We start from the raw sequence: 18,909 nt of genomic DNA, 5'->3' as shown, positions 1-18,909 counted from the left end.
GGAGGAGAGGGAACATGAAGACAAGAGAAGCACTCTATCCGTATCGGTTCCGACTGATCGGGGGACTTGCCGGTCTAATCCTCGCCATCTTATTCCTGACGATTGGCTTTGGTCCGACAATCCTTATCGTTGCCTTCGCAGCAATTGGATTTTTAATTGGAAAATGGCGCGATGGTGCGCTCGACATTGAAGGGTGGATTCAGTTCTTTCAAAAGGACTGATTCATATATAACTTACTAAACATTTAAAAGGAGAGATTTCAAATGGCAAACGAAGTAAACCCAACAACTGAAAACGAAGTGGTACGCGAGAATAAATTGACATTCGAAGATCAAGTCATCAAAAAAATTGCTGGGATCGCGTCGAACGAAGTGACAGGCATCTTGTCAATGAGTGGTGGATTCATGAGTGGACTGACGGATCGTCTCCGGAGCACGGAAGACATCACAAAAGGAATTGGCGCTGAAGTGGGAGAACGTCAAGTCGCACTCGATTTGAAAGTCATCGTCGAATACGGTAAAAATATTCCGTCAATTTTCCAAGAGACAGTCGCTAAAATCAAAAAATCAATCAGTGACATGACAGGCCTTGAAGTCGTTGAAGTCAATATGCATGTCGAGGACGTCATGACACGTGCCGAGTTCGAAGCTAAAAATAAATCGAACAACGAACAAGAAGAAAAAAGCCGCGAACTGCAATAAGCAAGTCGAAAGACCCGACAAACTCGTCGGGTCTTTTTTTCATGGAATCGACATGACGTTTGATACATTTGATGATGAGAACGGGAATAGATTAGTATCATGATAGACGAAAGGATGATTCAAGATGCGACTAACAGGAAAAACGATCATCGTCACCGGAGCCGGCTCAGGAATGGGTGAAGCCATGGCAAAATTGTTTGCACAAGAAGGCGCACGAATCGTCGCAGCGGACATTCGATTGGAAACCGTTGAACGGGTCGTCTCTGAAATCAAGGAAGCGGGCGGAGAAGCGATGGCTGTTGCGAGTGATATCGCACAACAAAAGGCAGCAGGACAACTCATCAAACAAGCAATCGACGCTTTCGGTAAACTGGACATTCTCGTCAATAATGCCGGGATCATGGACGGGATGGAGGGCGTGGCAGACATCTCAGATGAACGTTGGGACCATATCCTTGCAGTCAATACGACAGGAACGATGCGTCTGATGCGCGAAGCGGTCAAACACTTTAAAGAAGTCGGAGGTGGCGTGATTCTGAACAACATCTCGATTGGCGGTCTGAACGGTGCCCGAGCAGGAGCAGCCTATACGGCTTCCAAACATGCCGTCATCGGTCTGACGAAGAATACCGCCTTCTTTTATGCCGGAGATGGTATTCGCTGTAACGGAATCGCACCTGGCGCTGTCGAGACGAACATCGGACAATCGATGTCGAACCTGAATGAATTCGGGATGGGGCGCGCGATGCTTGGCATGGGTCTCAATCCACGAGCCGGTCAGCCGAATGAAATCGCAAATTTGGCATTATTTCTCGTGTCCGACGAGGCGAGTTTCATCAACGGGGCAATCGTCGTCGCAGATGGGGGATGGAGTGCGTATTAAATTGAATACTTTATTTACTAGATTTTAATTTAAAATAGCAGGAACTTGTCGATATAAGGGATAATATGACAATAGGTAAATCATGACCTTAGTTTGAATCCAGGGAGGAATCGGCATGTCGATGCGTGAGCAAGTAACACAGGTCACCGACACACAAGTCATCCGGGCAATCGAACAAAATCTAGCCATCATTCGTTTTGACGATCGACGCAAAGTCGCATACGTAAATGAGTTGTTTGCCCGGACGATGGGGTACGAAGTGGAAGAGTTAATCGGTAAATACCATCGTGATCTCTGTTTTCCGGCTTTCGTTAATAGTCCAGAGTACGAGTTGTTTTGGCGAAAATTGATGCAAGGCATCACGTATCAGGATAAGATTGAACGCCGGACTGCTGACGGACAACAGAAGTGGCTCGAAGCGACATATATGCCGATTTACTCGGATGACGGACGTCGGGTCGTCGGGGTCTCGAAAATTGCATCGGACATCACGATTCGCCAGCAGGACGTTTTACGAATGGCGGCCGAACTCAACGAGACATCAGCCTTCTTGACGGTCAAATCGGAAAGTGGTCGACAAGACGGTTTGAACGTTCTTGCGACTGTCCAACAAATCGAGTCGGAATCCGTCGAGAACTTATCGAGTCTTGTCGCCTTGCGTAAAGATGCAAACTCGATCACTGACATCGTCAAGACGATCCGTGAAATTGCCGCGCAGACGAATCTACTCGCCTTGAATGCGGCCATTGAGGCAGCACGTGCTGGAGAACATGGACGCGGATTCGATGTCGTCGCGACCGAAGTCCGAAACCTGTCGAATAAAGTCTCGCATTCGATCGGAGAAATCAAGGAGAATATCGAAGGGATCGTTGAGCGGATCAAGGAGGTCTCGCACAGTATCGAACGGATTTCAAGCAAGGTAAAGGACAGTACCGGTCAGCTTGAACATACGGTGAGTGAGTTCGATCAATTGGCTGATTCTGCGAAACAACTGGAGCACCAGGCAAAACAATTCGTCGATGTCTTATGAACGAGTGACACTATTTAAATAGACTTAAGAAGTCAGACCCTAGGTCCGGCTTCTTTTTATGCATTTACAAAAAAATATGGCAAACAATTAGCAATGCAATGCTGTTATAGAGGTAGAAAAAGAATACGAAAAGATCGCAAATAAAGAAAATATCACACTATTTATTTCACTTACCAAATTTACTCTTATAATTTTAAATCCGACATAAAGTTTAATCTATACAATTGGTTCATGCTACTAAAACCATAGTCTTTAGAAAAAGAGTTTGATATCCTTAGGGCTTACATACCTTGTATGTTCGAAAATTACTTTGAAAGGATGTGAACCAATGATTTTTGAACCAACTACTACATCATTTGTCTTACATATGAAGGTCCAACTAGTATGGTGAGTACTCAACCGAACCACAAAACGTTTTGGTTACTTGCCTATCCGCTCATTCTCTCAAGTATTGCGACACCGTTGCTTGGTGTGACCGATACGGTCGTCATCGGTCAATCGGGTGATCCGCGCGCGATCGGTGGCATTGCTGTTGGTGCCGTCTTCTTCAATACAATCTACTGGTTGTTCGGCTTTTTAAAAGTCAGTACGACAGGATTCAGTGCTCAGGCAAGCGGCGCGAATGACGCCCATGCCTTACGGATTTCGCTCTACCGACCGCTGTTCCTAGCAGCTTGTATCGGTTTGCTCATTTTGTTATTCCGCCAGCCGCTTGAACAGATTGGACTCTATTTACTTGCGCCACCCGCTGATTTGCTGGATGCAGTCAAGACATACATCTCGTACCGGATGATTGGCGCACCGTTCGTCTTGATGGGTTATGCGTTACTTGGCTGGTTAATCGGAACGGGACAAGTTAAACATGCTTTATTCGTCCAATTATTCAGTATCGGGGTCAACGTCGTACTCGATATTGGATTCGTCTACGGATTGAACACCGGTGTTGCTGGAATTGCGCTTGCGACCGTCATCGCGGAAATCAGCATTGTCGCCTGCAGTCTCTATCTGATTCGGAGTCATTTGTCGATGACGCGCGACGAACTGCGTGCCTTGACGGATTGGCACGCCTACCGTCAATTCTTTCGTGTCAATCGAGATTTATTCATTCGAACGATTTTCCTGTTACTCGTTACCGGCTGGTTTACACGAGCGGGAGGACAATTCGGACCAGATATCCTTGCAGCCAATGCGATCCTACTGCAGATTCAGTATCTGATCTCCTATTGGTTCGGTGGACTCGGTCATGCGTCAACCGTTCTTGTCGGTCGGGCGAGAGGGCATCAAAATCAGGAAGCATACCGGACGAGTGTCCGTTTGGCACGGACGTTCGGATTCTACTCAGTCGTGTTCTGGTCACTTGTGCTCCTATTCCTTGAAACACCGCTGCTTCAGTTGTTCACTTCAGAAGAAGCGATCCTAGACGCGGCGCGCGACTATTATCTCTGGATCATCATCCTACCGCTGATTGCCGGGTGGGCGATGATTTACGAAGGAATCTTTGCTGGTCGTGTCGAGGCAACTCCAGTCCGGAACTCGATGATTCAAGCAGGGATCGGTTTTGCGATTGTGCTGCTGTCGACATCAAGTTTTGACAATCAAGGAGTCTGGGCAGCATTTCTGACGTTCTTTTTAATCCGCTCCTTATCGTTGATCCTCGTAGAAGCGAAACAATGAATAACCCGAAATTCCCTCATGCAGATGAAGGAACTTCGGGTTATTTGTCGTCGATCGCTAAAGGGCGGACGAATAGGGCATTCAAGTGATGGACAAGGACATGACGCAATCGTTCTTTCGGGAGACGTTCTGGTCGAAACAGCGCATGAAAGGCTAATCCATCAACGAGTGCTGCGAGACGTTCGCTCTCAAGCTCGATGTCTATATCTGCTCGGAACGTACCGTCCGGAATCCGTGTCAGTAATACCAGACACATGTGGTAAATGTCGTCTGGATTCTCTGTTGATTGAGACGCATATGCAGACATCATGAATTGGAACCAGACCTGCATCTCAAGCTGATGCTCAGGTGCATACGGCAAGACTTCTAGTAAGACGTTGCATAACGTCTCTTCTGGTGTTCCTCCTCTCTCGAAAATGGTTGTAATGCGTTCTTGGACCCGTTCTTGAACGAGTTGCATCGAGAAACGGAGCAATTCTTCTTGGGTCGTGAAATAATACCGTAAGGCACCAAGGGACAGACCTGCTTCCTTGGCGATCGTCCGGACGCTAGCTTGTTCGATACCGACATTAGAAATCGTACGCCACGTTGCTTTTGCGATGAGGCGTTTTCGTTCTTCGTGATTGACTTGTTTTGGCATACATTAAGTATATCAGCTTTTTTAGCACGAATGTATTAAAAAGACTAGTCAAGTGACGAATGTGATGTTATCTTTATAATACAGTCGTATTAAAAAAGGAGAGGATCACGATGCAACTCGTCGCTTGGGCAATCGTTTGTTGTGAAATTCTATTTTGGGTATTCATCGTCGCAGGACTGATCGTGCGTTATGGATTCAGACGAGAGAAGCTTGGTTTTCGATTGATGGCGATGTCACCCGTGATTGATATCGTCTTACTGGTCTTAACATTGTTTGACTTAAGTCGCGGTAGCACAGCAACGCTTGCACACGGACTTGCTGCGATTTACATCGGCGTATCGCTCGCATTTGGGAAGCAGATGATTGCTTGGGCGGATGGGGTGTATCGCCGGGTGATCCTCAGGGAACAAGTAGCAAAAGAACGCATATCGCGTGCGCGACGGGAACGCAACGGATTCTATCGGCACATCCTGGCATTCTTGATTGGTGGTGCCTTACTCGGAGCAATGATTCTCTGGCTCGGAAATACCGAACAAACCGAAAGCCTCTTGCGGACGTTACAACTGTGGGGACTCGTTCTTGTGATTGATGGCGTCATCTCGATGAGTTATACCGTTTTTCCAGCTCGCTCTAAATAAAAACGAACCTTGGCTGTCAGCGGTCGACAGTGAAGGTTCGTTCCCGAATCGTATTCGTATGTACTTCTTTCCGGGCGTCGATTGAATCCAGAATATGGATGATGTAGCGACGTCCTTTTTTATATCCAGTACGCGGTGGTTTGATTCGGATTTCTTTGCCGTCTAGGACTTCAATCTCCGTTTGCATCCGTTCACCATTTGAATCCGTCACGGTAACCGTACGGTTTGAGACTTGTTCCTTACGTAGTCCTTTCGCGTATTCGATGTCGAAAGTATGATACGAGGAGATGGAGCGGGCACGTGATTTGAAGTGTGGCTCGTCCGTCCGTTCGTCGAGAGTGCAGTAGCAACCCGTGAACAAGAGGCTCGCCGAGAGGAGTATCGAAAATAGATGTTTCACGAAAACGCTCCTTTATGTATTTGGTAATTTTAGTATAAGACAAATTTTGGGTTACGACAATCCTTCTTGAGACCGAGTCGTTGACATCTATTAAAATTGAACAGGTCCATGCTATAATCGACCGAGAGAAAGGAAGCGATACACCATGCCAGTACAACCAGACCAACGTGAAATCATCGTCTCGATTCGGACGAGTTATGACTTTAAAGCTGATACAGGACGCGCAATCCGTGTCATCGAGTTTCACGGACGCCGGACGACACTGTTCGATACGTTCGAAGCGTCTTCACCAAAACGAATGATTTTGATCGAGATGATCCGCGCCGTCCAATCTTTCAAGGAACCCTTCCACATCATCTTCAACGTCGAGTGTAACTTTGGCTTCAAGTATTTGACGGATCAGCGGAAATGGGAAAACCGGGACGTCGGGAATACGTTCCTCGACTTGATTGAACAAGGCGGTCATACGTATGAATTACGGGATTGTTCGTTCTATGAAGGCGGTAAAGCCCTCCAAAAATGGCTCGGCAACACATTAAAGCAAAATAGCTGACAAAAAAGGCTGATTCCACAATGGAGTCAGCCTTTATCCGTTGCATCGATCGTCTCGCTTTCGAGATATCGGTATAACGTACTTTTACTAATACCGGTCTGTTCTCGGATATCAGCGAGCGAATACTCTTTGCTTTGATACATCGCAATCGCGCGGCGGACATTTTCATCGGGTTTCCGCGGTCGACCGGTCTGTTTTCCTTGCTCTTTTGCTTTTGAGAGTCCGGCACGCGTTGACATGCTGATGACATCACTTTGCAACTGGACCAGGTGGCGGGCCGTTTCAAGGAACGACAAAGATGTCCGTTCGCTCGTGCGAATGTGTTCGCGGAGCGACCACAGTGTCGCGCCACGTGTCTCCATTTGTTCGAGCATCTCAATCAAGTGCCGCGTCGAGTCTGCTAAGACATAGAGATGCGTGACGATGACTTCGTCTCCCGCTTGCAGCGCCTCAAGCATCTGTTCGAGTTCCGTCCGGCGTTTGGCCGAATCATGGGCCTCAACGACACGTACCGTCACATCAATCTGATCCGCCTCTGCTTGTTGCGCAGAACAGTCTGGATCATCCGGATAGGGTCTCATATAGAAATATTGCATGGATGGAGCTCCTCTCTGTCGATCACGATCGACGTCAGTTCCTCATCAGTATACCGTATTCTCACCTTCGTGCCGTAGAAAACCGAAAACATGCCTTTCTTCTCATGTTCGGATCGACTAATTTGTGGTAAATTGAGTGGAAGTAAGTTTCTCGGACTCATCCTTATACCATTCATTCTTTTTAAATGAGGTGCTCATCATGAACAAAGAAGATCATCAACTCGCCCGTCAGCTTTTGACGACCTATTTCATCGGAACACAATTGGCGACGGTTCATGTCGCAGGCTACGTCACGCTCGAATTCATCAATTTGTTCGATACGACAGCGCCTGAACTGCGACTTCGGATCGAGACGGACCGTCTATTTTATGGTGATGTCGAGACGACACAGAATTGGGTCGTTCGCCATGCAACAAAGGAAGAGATGCTACACTTGATCGTCTCATTGCACGCGGAACGGATCACGGGTGTCCGGATCGGCAAGACGGCACCACATTTATTCTTGACCTTCAGTAACGGACAAACGCTCGTCCTGAACGGATCGGATACATATTACGAATCGTGGGCGATCGATATCGGTCTCGCGCCACACCGAGCCGACGCGACGATCGTTGCCGTACCGGGTGACGAACTAGCCGTCTTCTCCGGGATTGGTGAACAAGTTGAAGACTAAGTGGACACGCATGGAGTGGTGTGATTGGATCATGCCGCTCGTCGCGTCACGTTATCCGGATCATTGTGCCGTCTTACTTGCCGGTAGTCATACGCGAGGACAAGCGACCGTACAATCAGATGTCGATTTAATCATCTTTGAAGCAAGGCGACGGCAGGCATATCGGGAATCGTTTACCTATGACGGTGTCCCGATCGAAGCATTCGTCCATTCCTTTGAGACGATCGCGCATTTTTTCGAGAGTGACCGGGAACGTGGTCGCCCGTCCTTGCAACGCATGATTGCTGACAGCTGGACGATCGAGGATCATCCACACCTTGCCTCTATCCGCAAGGAAGCCGTTCAACAATTGGCGGATGGACCTGTTGCGTGGTCGAATCCGGAGCAACAACGCGCGCGTTATTTTTTAAGTGACTTGCTCGACGACTTCGAGAGTGTGACGAACCGCGCAGAAGGTCTAGCGATTGCATCACGTTTATATGAACAGAGCATCGAATTCGTCCTTCGTGCCAATCAACGCTACATCGGACAAGGGAAGTGGACAATTCGTGCTCTTGCGGAGTTTGACGAAGAATATGCCAGTCGACACACAATGGCTTTTGAGTTGTATTATCAGTCGAATGACCGCCGAGCCGTCATCGCGTTAGTCGACGATTATCTCGCACCGTTTGGCGGGCGTTATTTTGACGGCTTTATGCTCGGCAAAAGATAACAAGCATATAAAAAGAGACACGTTTTCGGTCGATGATCCGAAAACGTGTCTCTTTATCGTTCGCTTCTGTTTAACGCCAATGGGACGGACGGAGCAAACGCGGCGGTAACTGTGTCGCTGCATTGCCGATTGCGGCATTGATTTGTGCTTGTGTCAAAAAGAGCGCGTCTGTCAAATCCGCGTCTTTGACGTTACAGTCTCGCAGATCAGCTCCGAGAAAGTTGACACCGCACAAACGGCTATTCGACAAGTTCGTCGCCAGCAACCACTGGTTCTGAACGCTGGCACCTGAAAAATCTCGTCCTTGTAGCTGTTTTCCGACCCAGTCGCGTGGTGTCTGGTCGCGTCTTCCGCTATACTGAACTTGAACACGAGAAGCGATCATTTCAAGGAGGGGTCGGACGGTTTGACGGATTGACATCAGGTCAAGCCGTGCAAATTGATCCGCCGGTAAGGCAGCGTATCGGGTCAATGCGGCAAGCATCTCATCGAGTTGATTGTGGATGTCACGCGTGACATCACGTTTTCCGTCCGTTACGTACCACATCATCTCAAACAAGTGAACCATCTTCGGGAAGGCAGCATAAATCGCTTGGCGTCGCTTTGGTGCATCATCGCCTTGAAACGTCCGCTGTGACAAATGTTGCCCGGCACCAAAACAATCATAGACGGTACAGCCTTTGTAGCCGCTATCGCGTAACCGGTCATGGATGCGGCAGCTGTAATCCGCGTCAAGATTGCGACACGGTGTCGCTTCCGGTTTATCATGACCGAAATCACTGGATTTCGAAAAAGCGAGTGCCGTACAACATAAACCAAAACAATTTGTACAATCAATTTGGAATGTAGGTTCCATCGTATTCACCTCCACTACTACTATAGCAAGAAAGGAGTCCGGATATGCTGCAATTTCAACTCAATGAAAATGAAGACGGACAAGATTGGATCAGACAACAGGTGCGACGCTATAACGTCGAGACTTCGCCGTTTCATGCCATAAAACGGTCAAATGGAACACAAGCCGTCACTCTGCTTGCGAAGCGAAACGATCAACCGATCGGTGGCATCACAGGAGATGCGTATTGGGGCTGGTTACATATTGAATGGTTCTTTGTCGTCAAGGAGGAGCGGGGAAGTGGACTCGGCACGACGTTATTTCATCGATTGGAAACATGGGCACGAGAAGCAGGAATCGACCGAATCCGTGTCGAGACCTTTTCATTTCAAGCGCTCTCGTTTTATGAACGACAGGGATTCATCGAAGTCGGACGAATCGATGATTATCCTCCTTGTGCTAGCTATCACCTGCTCGTCAAGAAGGTCGACCGATGAAACGCCAACTTCTTTTTATCTTAGTTATTGGATTAGTACTCGGAGCATTGACGGGGATGTACCAGCGTCCAGAGACCCCTTCCTTCACTGCAAAAACGGTCACGAAGTTATATAAACAAATGACGAACACGTCGATCGAATCGCGTGATGTCTACTTCGTCGAACGATTGTCTGAACATTATGCCGTCGCATATCTTGAAGCGAAACATGATCGCTTGTTTCTGCTCCTGCAACAAACCGATGAGGCACAACGAATCGATCGAATCATTCGCACCAAGCAGACGACGGAGGCGGATTGGTTCGAGGGACGGTTACTTGCGACACCGGAAGGTCGGTATCTCGTCGCCTACGGCATGAATGGCTCAAAACAAATGAAAACGATTCGGTTCGAGCCGTATAAGATGACGGCTGATGGGGAAGTACCATTACGTCCGATGCAGCGCTCGTTAACCGTCGCGGGTCAGGAACGTTTCCATACCATCCAACCGTTACCGGATGCCTTCCCGCATACGCTCTACTTCGAAATGATCGCGACGCGTATGGATGGAAAAGAGACGATCCAACGCTTGACGTCATTAAGCGAAAACGCATCTGCGTTTTCTATGACCCGTGACTTTTAGTATACTGAAGACGAAAAAAGGGGGAAAAGAACATGTGGATCGTCATGAATCAGCTACACGTCGTGAAGGGCGCAGCAGATCAAGTCGCAGCGCGTTTTAAGACGACGAAAGGAATTGAACGGATGGAAGGGTTCCACCGGATGCAAGTCCTCGTCGATATCAGTCAGGAAGAAGAAGACATCGTCACGATCATGACGACATGGTCGAATCAAGCGGCGTTTCATGCATGGCAGGAGAGTCAAGCGTATAAAGGGGTTCACCATAAACGAGATAACGGAACGTCCGAAGTCAAACCGCTCGTGACGTCGAATACCGTCACGGAATATGCGATCGTCGCCGACCATAGCGCTGCAACCGAATAAATACAAGACCCCTGAGAGAATTCTTCTCGGGGGTCTTGTGTGTAATATTACATTAGATTGTTTTACCGTAATCTGGGTATATTCTAACAAACTAGATGAAACGAGGTGGCATCGCATGGTCTATCGTAAACCTGTCGTCTCTAGCCTATCCGTCCTCGGTGGTATGATCCTGCTCTTCGGTTTCTTGACGAGCGGTGGCTTCATTTATCTCTACTTCTTCGTCTTACTGTTTGCTTGCGTCTCCTTCTTACGTGAACCGTTGACACGTAAAGAGTGGTTGCGAGAGGGGATCGCCTTCATCTTCTGGTGTTCCTTGATTTATTTACTGCAACACCTCGTCTTCATGACATAAGTCATTTTTCATACTGCTCGAATAAAGGGAGGATGATGTCACGACCCGTTGCTGATAAGTGGATTGATACGTCACGCTTTGGATCCTTTAAGTAGATGTCAGTCTTTTTGACGCGTTTATCAAGATAGACTTCGTACTGTTGACCAGTCACGCCTTTTCGGAACGTCAAGTATTTCCACTTCGCCCTCTTGCCCCGCACATCAGCCTGTTCACTCGTCTTGATCGCTTTTTTTAATTTCCCGGATTCATCACTTGTCATCATGATCATGTTTTCCCAATCAATATCTTTTTCCGAATAATGATTTCCTCGATCATCTTCTTCAAAACGGATATGCGAAAACTGTTTTTGATGGAACAGTGTCTCGTTTTGGTTTTCCGCAACGTCGTCGTCTGTTGTTCGATCCGGTCCTTGGACTTGGAGTTCAGTCGGTTGTTGCATCGTATGGCGAATCGATAATTGGTAGCGGAATTCGCGTCCGTTTTTCTCCGTTGCGATGACCGTTCCATAATGCTCCGGCGTGCCGTCACCCGGAACGAATCGGACCTTTCCTGGTTGTTTCATTGAATGGATCGGGTGTTCCGCACGGCGTCCACCATACAACTGCGGTATACGAACCGAAACGTCGTATGTCGAATCGTATTGTTGATTGTAGACGAGATAGAGATTGACATCACGGGTGAACGGTGTCAGAGAATTCGCGTATGCGAAAGTCGTCGTCCGTGCATCTTTTTTTGTGACATCCGTTGCCTCGATGACGAGGTAACCTGATCCTGGAAGTTCTAATTTTCGAGCAGAATGGTCTGCGATCTTCTCATCAGGATTGAACCAGTCGTCTTTTTTTAATACAACAGGCTTCATGCTAAAGTTCTTCCGTTGTGGAGTCAGAGTAGTATTCTTGAAGATGTCTTCTTTCTTTGGTAACGGATAATACCCATCTTTAGACGATGTCTGACAATATAAATACGTCTTTTTCCCAGCTTTCACGTAACGAACGGTTTGACTATCATAATCTTCGAACGGATTCGTCATCATGACGGAATAGATGTTACCGACAGCGTAATTGACGGGTGTATCGCTCGCTTTAGACGCACACGTTTTTTGAATGACGGTTTGCTCTTTAGCTGACAAAGTGCGAGATTCTTTTTCGTTGAATTGCCCTCCATCATACATTTGTGATAAGTAATCCCATTTAAAATTCGGGGCGTCACTTTGGCAACCGCTTAATGCTAGCGTCGCACCAAGTGTTAGTCCGATCCAGTAACGTTTATTCATTGATTGAGCACCTCACTAAGTGCTTCACTTGTCGTACCTGACAGCTTCGCACCTTTCTTTGATCCCGGTTTGACCACATAGATTTCAAGCTTTTTAGCTCGTTTGCGTTCGAATAGTTCGAACGTTTGACTTTTTCCTTTGCGGATCAAGGTCAATTTTTTCTGTTTCAGCTTTGTTCCTTGTGGCTCCATCACATCGGTCTCTTTTAATTCTTGAGCCATTTTTTTTGCTAGTTTATCCGGAATGGCCGAGATGAATTTAAAATCGTTATCGACGAGCTGCTTTGGTGACTCGTGAATGTAGCCGACATATGTGGTTGGTGATGCATCAAGAAAGCCATATTTGTAATTCGCAGGTTTTTTGTAGGTCTGATTGAGACGCATATATAGCGATGTTTCTTGAACGATTTTGCCTCCTTCTTTCTTCCAAACAGTCGCAAAAGGAACCGTCTGTCCCACTGAAAGCGTAGCAGGAAGTTGTTTTCGCTTGATTTGATACGATTGCCCCATTACATGGTCTTGAATGACGGATGGAATTCCGATACGATCACCACTGGTCATGAGTTCGATCGATGTGTGCTGCAAACCACTATTCGGAATGACACGAAAAGCTAAATTCAATTCGGAACCGGCTCGGGACTCGGTCGTCTCAAAAAGTGTTTGTTCTTTATCCTTATTTTTGTCTTTCATGAAGAGAACGAATTGTCCTTCCGGTGGTAAGGACAATTGATACGATGGGAAAAGGTAACGACCAAGTCCTTTCGTGTCTTTACTTTCTTCATTTTCTTGTTTTTGTTGATCCATCACTTCTTTTGGGACAGGTTTAAAGCGAACGTCTGTCGATTTAGCTTTAAGCGGTTGGTTCGACCAATCGACGAATGGGTAATCACTGCGCTTGATTTGGTGGATCGCATAATCCGCATGGCGAATCGGCTGACACGCCAGATAGTCCTTTTTTTCGTCTGACAGGAAACGGACGTGTTGGAACTCGCGCCCTTGGACACTCGGAGGCAGGAAGTATAAATCAAATCCTTCGTGTTGCACATATCGATCAGGCAAGCGCATCATGTCAGGTTTTTGCTGACAAACCTTCAACAAAGCCGCCGTTTGTTTTTTCGGGAGATCCGGTATCTCTTGACCATCAAAGGTAGTCGAGATACCACCCCAGTAATTGGCATCATATGTAAGATCTAAGTATCGTTCTTTTCCGCATCCGGCAAGAAGAACTGCTCCTGCGAGAATACCAGTATGTATATAGCGTCTCATGAAAAACCTCCTCTATACGATTGTCTGTATTTTACCATATTTTCTATAATAGACAGAATTTTCTATAACGTTTCAACATTAAGATGTTTGACATCCCTCGACTCGGGAATAATAGATGCATGCATGGTCAATCTATTACTATGGGGGTTTTATGATGGGTACATTCATTCAAGCAGTTGATGGCACGAAGATTTACGTTGAGGATGTCGGATCGGGTCAACCGGTCGTCTTTTTACACGGCTGGCCAGCAAACAACAACATGTTCGAGTATCAAAAGAACCTGCTCGTCGAAGAAGGGTACCGTTACGTCGGAATCGATTATCGTGGTTATGGCAAATCAGATGCACCGGCAACGGGATATGACTATAAGACGATGGCGTCCGATGTCAATGAAGTCATCGAACAGCTGAAATTAACAAATGTCGCGTTGCTTGGCTTCTCGATGGGAGGAGGAATCGCCTTGTCCTATCTCTTGCAATATGGGGATTCAAAAGTCAGTAAGCTTGTTCTCGCTGGAGCTGCGGCACCAGTCTTTACGCAACGTGACGGCTACCCATATGGGATGACGAAAGAAGAAGTCGATGCTTTGATTGCCGATACGAAACAGGATCGTCCGTCGATGCTCAAAGGATTCGGTGAAATCTTCTTTGCGAAGGAACATCCAGAACCGCTGCAACAATGGTTCCATGGTCTTAGCATCGCCGCTTCATCCCACGGAACGATTCAGTCAGCAATCGCCTTGCGTGACGAAGACTTACGTGGAAAACTCGAAAACATCAAAGTCGATACGTTAATCATCCACGGTAAAAAAGACCAAGTCTGTCCGTTCGAGTTTGCGGAAGAGATGCAAAAAGAAATCCCACATGCACGACTCGAAGTCTTCGAAGAGAGTGGACACGGGATGTTGCTTGACGAACAAGAGAAGTTCAACGAGACATTACTGACGTACGTTAAAGGAAATTAATCTAACAAGCCATGGACGCGCGTCCATGGCTTGTTTTTGTGTACAGAAAAAGCGTGCGCCGGCGCACGCTTTTAAGAGCGATACTTCCGCATGAACCGTTGATCGATCCAGCGCTTCAGGTACCAACCGAACGGGTGAGTTGAATAATGACGACCATATAGGGAAACCGCATGACGCGGTCCCATCGATAAAATCGTCAAATAGTTCGTTTGCGGACGATAGGTTTGCAGTGCTTCTTCCTCTAGGTATCGTAAAAGGTTCGTAAGCAAAATTGGCGCTTGTCGGACAGCTGTGACACCATTCTTCGGAATGTCGGGGTAGGCGACGAGGGTCGCCGCGTCACCCGCAGCAAACAAACTTGGATGATTGAGCGCTTGTAACTGTTCATTGACGAGTAAAAATCCGTCTTCCGTGAAGAGATTGCTGTCTGCAAACAATGCCGGAGCTTTGGCACCCGTCAAGCGGATGATTGCATCTGACTCGATTGGTGGATGATGCGTAAAGCGGAGTGGTAGTTCGTCATCTATAGGACGTTCCCGGATCCAGTACACTTCGAGTTCTTTTAACCGTCTCGTAATGGCTTCCGCTGCCGGATGACGAGAAAGGATATCTGGATCCGAGATCAATGTGATCGGTACACCCGCCGCTTTCAAGGACACCGCCATCTCGACGGCAGCTGCTCCGCTCCCCATCACGACCGGACGCTTTGCTTGTTGCAGTCGCTTTAATGTATCCGGTAACCGGTAGTTCGGTTTAATCGATAATCGCGTCGTATCTTCCGACCAGTCGAATGAGCCGATATTCGTTGAGACAACGTCATAGGTGTAACGTCTGCCGGATGCAGCGAAGACGACCTTTTCAACAGGGTCGATTTTGATGACGGCCTCCTTGATGAATGGTTTATCATAGGCACGACATAAGGCGGCGACGTCAATACGCATCTCATCCATGTCGTATGTTCCGTCAGCAAGTCCAGAGTACATGCCCGAGTAATATTGGTACGTCGAGGCGTTCAGGACCAGCCACTCGACGTCTTCTGTTGGTCCGTTTGTAATGCAATGCAGGTGAGCGTGACCTGCACCAATCAAGAGGATACGTTTCATGTCGTTCTCCTTCAATCTGTCTTGCTAGAGTGTACCCGGATACGGGTGGCGGTAATCATAGCCAAAAGACAAGACTGATGAATAGGAGGATGACCACGAGATAAATAATATCCTGACGCTGAACGACCGGTACCTCGTAATACGTTCGCTCTGCTGAAAAGTGACGGGCTTCGAGAGCAATCGCCATCCGTTCTGCCCGCTGGATCGATCGTGAGAAGAGCGGTAAGCCAATTGAAAGAAATCCATCACCAGGAAAGCGACTGTGCACATTGCGAATCATCCGGACTTGCCGCAAAACGCGGACTTCTTCGACCAGTTGCGGCAGAAAGCGAATCCCGGCAAGGAATCCGTAAGCAAAGCGGGGCGATAACTTCGCCTGATGGATCAAGCTCATTACGAAACGGGTCGCGTCGGTCGTCGTGACGAAAGCGAGGCTCAAGCAGACGAACGTGGCCATCCGCAAGGCAAGTAACCAGCCGTGCGCGACGCTTTCCGACGTGACATGAAACCAACCAAACGACCAAAGAGTATTCGTTCCTTTGCCGAAAGCCGCCATCATCCAGAACGTCAATAAGAATAATAGACTATACGGCGCAAGTCGCTTCAAGAAATCCAAAGGACCCCATCCGGAAAGGAGTAGCATTGTGATAGCAAAACTCAGGAATACTAACGTTTTGACCCAGTCATTCGTTGCAATCAAGGCAAACATGATCAAAAACAATCCGCTTCCTTTAATGACGGGATTGAGTTTAGCAAACGGGGACACGTTCGTTTGCATCACGTTTCACCTCCTGGAATTGGTACGAAAGTGGACGTTGTAGCTGACAGTGCTCGAGTAATGGAACGTCAGCGAATAACTTGCTTGGGCGACCGTCAAAAGCAATCCGTCCTTGCTCCATGACGAGGACACGATCCGCATACCGGGCGACGAGCTCCATATCATGCGTCGCCATGACGAGTGTCGTACCGTTCTGTTGTTCCATCTGTAACTGTTCCATTAAGCGTCGTGTCGTCAATCCATCTTGTCCGAAGGTCGGTTCATCGAGCAACAATAAGTCTTTCGTTTGTCCGAGCATCGTTGCGACGCTGAGCCGTCGTTGTTGCCCCGTACTAAGAGCAAGTGGTGACTGCTGTTTGACAGATGTCAGTTCCAGCCGTTCGAGCAACGCCGCGCGCTTAACGTTCGTCGCTGCCCGGTGGCTCCAGTCGATTTCCGCTTCGACCGTCAGCTTAAGAAACTGCAGATCCGGTTGTTGAAAGACATAGCCAACGTGCTCATAAAAGCGACGCCGGGAGTAACGATGAACCGGACGTCCCTGGAGCTGATACGTTCCACGATTGGGAAGCAACCGCCCGAGTGTCGCAAGCAATGTACTTTTCCCGGATCCATTTGCCCCAAGCAGCATCACCCATTCTCCTGTCTGCAGGGAAAATGTCGCATCGGTCAGCGGATATGGTGCTTTCGTCGATAATGCAGAGACGTGTAATAAAGAGCGACCAGCTGTAGCGACGGGGGAAGGCACATGAAGTCGCGCCGCTTGCGGTCCATCTATGGGTAATGTCTCTAACGTATACGGATACAAAGAGGGAACGGCAATACCTTTCGTTTGAAGCTCTTTGTAATCCTGGGGGAACAGATCCCGTGGATCTGCTGTCGCAGTAATCGATCCGTCCTCAAGCAAGACGACCTGGTCGACGTACGACAAACAGACATCGAGTTGGTGTTCGATCAAGACGATCGTTAAATCGTGTTCTTTTTGAATCCGAAAAATCAACGCCATCAGCTCATGTTGTCCGATTGGATCAATCTGAGCCGTTGGTTCATCGAGTAATAAGATCGTCGGCTCAAGTGCTAGGACCGCTGCGAGCGCGAGACGCTGTTTCATTCCACCGGATAGACTCGCGATCGGTGTCGAGAAGGGGAGGGGGAGACCGACGAGTGCGAGTAAGCGTTCAATTCGTTCATCCATCTCCACGCGCGGAATCGAGCGATTTTCTAAACTAAAAGCGATTTCGCGTCCGATCGTCTCCATGCAGAACTGTTCTTCTGGATTTTGAAACAAGATTCCGACCGAACCGGACCGGGTAACGGTACCAGTCTGTTCGACTTCAATCGTTTCCGGTGTCAGTCCGGCAAGGGCATGAAGTAATGTCGTCTTGCCACTACCACTTCGTCCGAGCAGAAGGGTCGTCCCTTGCTCAATCGTCAGCGATACATGATTGAGCACCGATTTCATCTGACCGGGATAGCGGATGCTGAGGTCGTCGACAGTAATCATGCGATTTCTCGTTTCGCACGTCCTGCCGCAAACCCGTTCAAGACACCAGTCGCAACAAGGCGACGGACGAGAATGGCTGCAAGCAAGCCACCGAGTAATGCGCCGCTGATCAATTGTAAGCCAGTTGTCGCAAGCAACGTCGTCGTTGTGTAGTAACCGAATCCGTTCGCGATTAGACTATAAACGATGCTACCAATCGCGGCTCCGACACCCGATAACATCAAGGTCCATGTGTCATAACGACGGTAACGCGTCATCGCGAAGACGAGTTCCGCACCAAGTCCTTGGCAGACTCCGATCAGAAGAGCGGATAAACCAAAATGACTACCTGTGAACAGTTCGACGGCTGCCGCGACGACTTCCGCAATTAAAGCGGCACCTGGCTTTTGAATGATTGCTGCGACGAGCGGACTCGCAATGATCCAGATGCCAAACATCCAGTTGGCACCGACAGGACCGAAGATCGCTGAGATCGGCAACCAGAGTGTTGACCAACCAAGATAGATGACGCCGCAAGCGACGGCGAGCATCATCATGACCATGATTTCTTTCATTTTCCAGTGTTGCATTAGATACGTCCTCCTTTGAATGGGGGAGACGCCAAAAAGACCGCCCTCCGTAAAAAAGAGAGCGGTCCTCAGAAAAACTGCGCGCAGCAGGAGTCATTGGATGTGATCGCTCCACTTTCCTACGCTAGTATGAACTAGATCAGGTTCGAAGGGTCCGAAGTGAATCGTCTCAGCCAATTGGGCTCCCCTAGTGGATATGGTAATAGGTGATACGCTGTTCACTTTAGGCAATCCAGCGTCTGTTGTCAAGACACAAAAAAACGATACGCCGCAAAGGGCGTATCGTTAAA

The 18,909-nt window shown here is 48.1% G+C and carries 24 protein-coding genes and 1 riboswitch; of the genes, 14 read left to right on the top strand and 10 right to left on the bottom strand.

Going from position 1 to position 18,909, the window contains the following annotated elements:
• Nucleotides 1-14 precede the first annotated feature (14 nt).
• The 5 genes from Q7C19_RS04850 to Q7C19_RS04830 all read left to right on the top strand — a co-directional run bounded on the left by Q7C19_RS04850 (nucleotide 15) and on the right by Q7C19_RS04830 (nucleotide 4,288).
• Nucleotides 15-221: a DUF2273 domain-containing protein gene (locus Q7C19_RS04850; RefSeq protein WP_290750526.1), complete on the top strand. Its 207-nt coding sequence runs from the start codon at nucleotides 15-17 to the stop codon at nucleotides 219-221.
• A 42-nt stretch (nucleotides 222-263) separates the two neighbouring features.
• Nucleotides 264-701, top strand: coding sequence for an Asp23/Gls24 family envelope stress response protein (locus Q7C19_RS04845; RefSeq protein WP_035407860.1), 438 nt, complete (start codon nucleotides 264-266; stop codon nucleotides 699-701).
• Between the two features lie 124 nt (nucleotides 702-825).
• Nucleotides 826-1,584: an SDR family oxidoreductase gene (locus Q7C19_RS04840; protein ID WP_375091775.1), complete on the top strand. Its 759-nt coding sequence runs from the start codon at nucleotides 826-828 to the stop codon at nucleotides 1,582-1,584.
• Nucleotides 1,585-1,705: 121 nt separating this feature from the next.
• Nucleotides 1,706-2,614, top strand: coding sequence for a methyl-accepting chemotaxis protein (locus Q7C19_RS04835; RefSeq protein ID WP_375091774.1), 909 nt, complete (start codon nucleotides 1,706-1,708; stop codon nucleotides 2,612-2,614).
• A gap of 384 nt (nucleotides 2,615-2,998) precedes the next feature.
• Nucleotides 2,999-4,288 carry an MATE family efflux transporter gene (locus Q7C19_RS04830; protein ID WP_375091773.1) on the top strand — a complete coding sequence of 430 codons (1,290 nt, stop codon included), beginning with the start codon at nucleotides 2,999-3,001 and terminating at the stop codon, nucleotides 4,286-4,288.
• Nucleotides 4,289-4,328: 40 nt separating this feature from the next.
• On the opposite strand, the gene Q7C19_RS04825 is transcribed toward Q7C19_RS04830, so the two are convergent.
• On the bottom strand, nucleotides 4,329-4,928 hold the full coding sequence (locus Q7C19_RS04825) for a TetR/AcrR family transcriptional regulator (RefSeq protein WP_035407868.1): 600 nt from the start codon (nucleotides 4,926-4,928) through the stop codon (nucleotides 4,329-4,331).
• A gap of 110 nt (nucleotides 4,929-5,038) precedes the next feature.
• Here Q7C19_RS04825 and Q7C19_RS04820 point away from each other — a divergent pair, with 110 nt between their 5' ends.
• Nucleotides 5,039-5,566 carry a hypothetical protein gene (locus tag Q7C19_RS04820; protein WP_290750514.1) on the top strand — a complete coding sequence of 176 codons (528 nt, stop codon included), beginning with the start codon at nucleotides 5,039-5,041 and terminating at the stop codon, nucleotides 5,564-5,566.
• Between the two features lie 16 nt (nucleotides 5,567-5,582).
• Here the strand turns inward: Q7C19_RS04820 and Q7C19_RS04815 are convergent, their stop codons facing one another.
• Complete coding sequence (locus Q7C19_RS04815; protein ID WP_035407873.1) at nucleotides 5,583-5,966, bottom strand: hypothetical protein; 384 nt, start codon at nucleotides 5,964-5,966, stop codon at nucleotides 5,583-5,585.
• 145 nt (nucleotides 5,967-6,111) lie between these two features.
• Here Q7C19_RS04815 and Q7C19_RS04810 point away from each other — a divergent pair, with 145 nt between their 5' ends.
• Nucleotides 6,112-6,519 carry a hypothetical protein gene (locus Q7C19_RS04810; RefSeq protein WP_035407875.1) on the top strand — a complete coding sequence of 136 codons (408 nt, stop codon included), beginning with the start codon at nucleotides 6,112-6,114 and terminating at the stop codon, nucleotides 6,517-6,519.
• A gap of 26 nt (nucleotides 6,520-6,545) precedes the next feature.
• Here Q7C19_RS04810 and Q7C19_RS04805 read toward each other — a convergent pair whose 3' ends face one another.
• The gene (locus tag Q7C19_RS04805) at nucleotides 6,546-7,115 is read right to left on the bottom strand and encodes a recombinase family protein (protein WP_035407877.1); all 570 of its coding nucleotides are present in this window, start codon (nucleotides 7,113-7,115) and stop codon (nucleotides 6,546-6,548) included.
• 199 nt (nucleotides 7,116-7,314) lie between these two features.
• Here Q7C19_RS04805 and Q7C19_RS04800 point away from each other — a divergent pair, with 199 nt between their 5' ends.
• Nucleotides 7,315-7,788: a hypothetical protein gene (locus Q7C19_RS04800; protein ID WP_035407879.1), complete on the top strand. Its 474-nt coding sequence runs from the start codon at nucleotides 7,315-7,317 to the stop codon at nucleotides 7,786-7,788.
• Between the two features lie 10 nt (nucleotides 7,789-7,798).
• Nucleotides 7,799-8,500 carry a nucleotidyltransferase domain-containing protein gene (locus Q7C19_RS04795; protein WP_035407881.1) on the top strand — a complete coding sequence of 234 codons (702 nt, stop codon included), beginning with the start codon at nucleotides 7,799-7,801 and terminating at the stop codon, nucleotides 8,498-8,500.
• A gap of 70 nt (nucleotides 8,501-8,570) precedes the next feature.
• Here the strand turns inward: Q7C19_RS04795 and Q7C19_RS04790 are convergent, their stop codons facing one another.
• Entirely contained in the window at nucleotides 8,571-9,356 is a 786-nt protein-coding gene (locus Q7C19_RS04790) for a pentapeptide repeat-containing protein (protein ID WP_214853877.1), read from the bottom strand.
• Nucleotides 9,357-9,400: 44 nt separating this feature from the next.
• Between Q7C19_RS04790 and Q7C19_RS04785 the strand changes: the two genes are divergently transcribed.
• The 4 genes from Q7C19_RS04785 (at nucleotide 9,401) to Q7C19_RS04770 (ending at nucleotide 11,166) form a co-directional block, all read left to right on the top strand.
• Nucleotides 9,401-9,832 carry a GNAT family N-acetyltransferase gene (locus Q7C19_RS04785; protein ID WP_375091772.1) on the top strand — a complete coding sequence of 144 codons (432 nt, stop codon included), beginning with the start codon at nucleotides 9,401-9,403 and terminating at the stop codon, nucleotides 9,830-9,832.
• On the top strand, nucleotides 9,829-10,452 hold the full coding sequence (locus tag Q7C19_RS04780) for a hypothetical protein (RefSeq protein ID WP_375091771.1): 624 nt from the start codon (nucleotides 9,829-9,831) through the stop codon (nucleotides 10,450-10,452). The genes Q7C19_RS04785 and Q7C19_RS04780 overlap by 4 nt, the downstream gene beginning before the upstream one ends.
• A gap of 32 nt (nucleotides 10,453-10,484) precedes the next feature.
• Nucleotides 10,485-10,814: an antibiotic biosynthesis monooxygenase gene (locus Q7C19_RS04775; RefSeq protein WP_035407890.1), complete on the top strand. Its 330-nt coding sequence runs from the start codon at nucleotides 10,485-10,487 to the stop codon at nucleotides 10,812-10,814.
• Between the two features lie 115 nt (nucleotides 10,815-10,929).
• Nucleotides 10,930-11,166: a hypothetical protein gene (locus Q7C19_RS04770; protein ID WP_308101559.1), complete on the top strand. Its 237-nt coding sequence runs from the start codon at nucleotides 10,930-10,932 to the stop codon at nucleotides 11,164-11,166.
• A 1-nt stretch (nucleotide 11,167) separates the two neighbouring features.
• On the opposite strand, the gene Q7C19_RS04765 is transcribed toward Q7C19_RS04770, so the two are convergent.
• Nucleotides 11,168-12,439 carry a hypothetical protein gene (locus Q7C19_RS04765; protein WP_375091770.1) on the bottom strand — a complete coding sequence of 424 codons (1,272 nt, stop codon included), beginning with the start codon at nucleotides 12,437-12,439 and terminating at the stop codon, nucleotides 11,168-11,170.
• Nucleotides 12,436-13,704: a hypothetical protein gene (locus tag Q7C19_RS04760; protein WP_375091769.1), complete on the bottom strand. Its 1,269-nt coding sequence runs from the start codon at nucleotides 13,702-13,704 to the stop codon at nucleotides 12,436-12,438. Before Q7C19_RS04760 ends, Q7C19_RS04765 begins: the two co-directional genes overlap by 4 nt.
• A 154-nt stretch (nucleotides 13,705-13,858) precedes the next feature.
• Between Q7C19_RS04760 and Q7C19_RS04755 the strand changes: the two genes are divergently transcribed.
• Nucleotides 13,859-14,668: an alpha/beta fold hydrolase gene (locus tag Q7C19_RS04755; protein ID WP_375091768.1), complete on the top strand. Its 810-nt coding sequence runs from the start codon at nucleotides 13,859-13,861 to the stop codon at nucleotides 14,666-14,668.
• 71 nt (nucleotides 14,669-14,739) lie between these two features.
• Here Q7C19_RS04755 and Q7C19_RS04750 read toward each other — a convergent pair whose 3' ends face one another.
• Genes Q7C19_RS04750 through Q7C19_RS04735 form a run of 4 tightly spaced genes read right to left on the bottom strand, consistent with a single transcriptional unit; the run spans nucleotide 14,740 to nucleotide 18,619 of the window.
• Nucleotides 14,740-15,771, bottom strand: a complete 1,032-nt coding sequence (locus Q7C19_RS04750) for an NAD(P)/FAD-dependent oxidoreductase (RefSeq protein ID WP_375091767.1) — start codon at nucleotides 15,769-15,771, stop codon at nucleotides 14,740-14,742.
• Nucleotides 15,772-15,826: 55 nt separating this feature from the next.
• Nucleotides 15,827-16,549, bottom strand: a complete 723-nt coding sequence (locus tag Q7C19_RS04745; protein ID WP_375091766.1) for an energy-coupling factor transporter transmembrane component T family protein — start codon at nucleotides 16,547-16,549, stop codon at nucleotides 15,827-15,829.
• Nucleotides 16,521-18,050: an ABC transporter ATP-binding protein gene (locus tag Q7C19_RS04740; RefSeq protein WP_375091765.1), complete on the bottom strand. Its 1,530-nt coding sequence runs from the start codon at nucleotides 18,048-18,050 to the stop codon at nucleotides 16,521-16,523. The genes Q7C19_RS04745 and Q7C19_RS04740 overlap by 29 nt, the downstream gene beginning before the upstream one ends.
• Nucleotides 18,047-18,619, bottom strand: a complete 573-nt coding sequence (locus Q7C19_RS04735; protein WP_035407914.1) for an ECF transporter S component — start codon at nucleotides 18,617-18,619, stop codon at nucleotides 18,047-18,049. Before Q7C19_RS04735 ends, Q7C19_RS04740 begins: the two co-directional genes overlap by 4 nt.
• A gap of 99 nt (nucleotides 18,620-18,718) precedes the next feature.
• Nucleotides 18,719-18,818: riboswitch (TPP riboswitch) on the bottom strand.
• Nucleotides 18,819-18,909 lie beyond the last annotated feature (91 nt).

Source organism: Exiguobacterium sp. PHA03 (genome assembly GCF_041945985.1).
In the GTDB taxonomy this organism is placed as follows: Bacteria; Bacillota; Bacilli; order Exiguobacteriales; family Exiguobacteriaceae; genus Exiguobacterium_A.
This window is presented reverse-complemented; position numbering and strand designations above follow the sequence as displayed.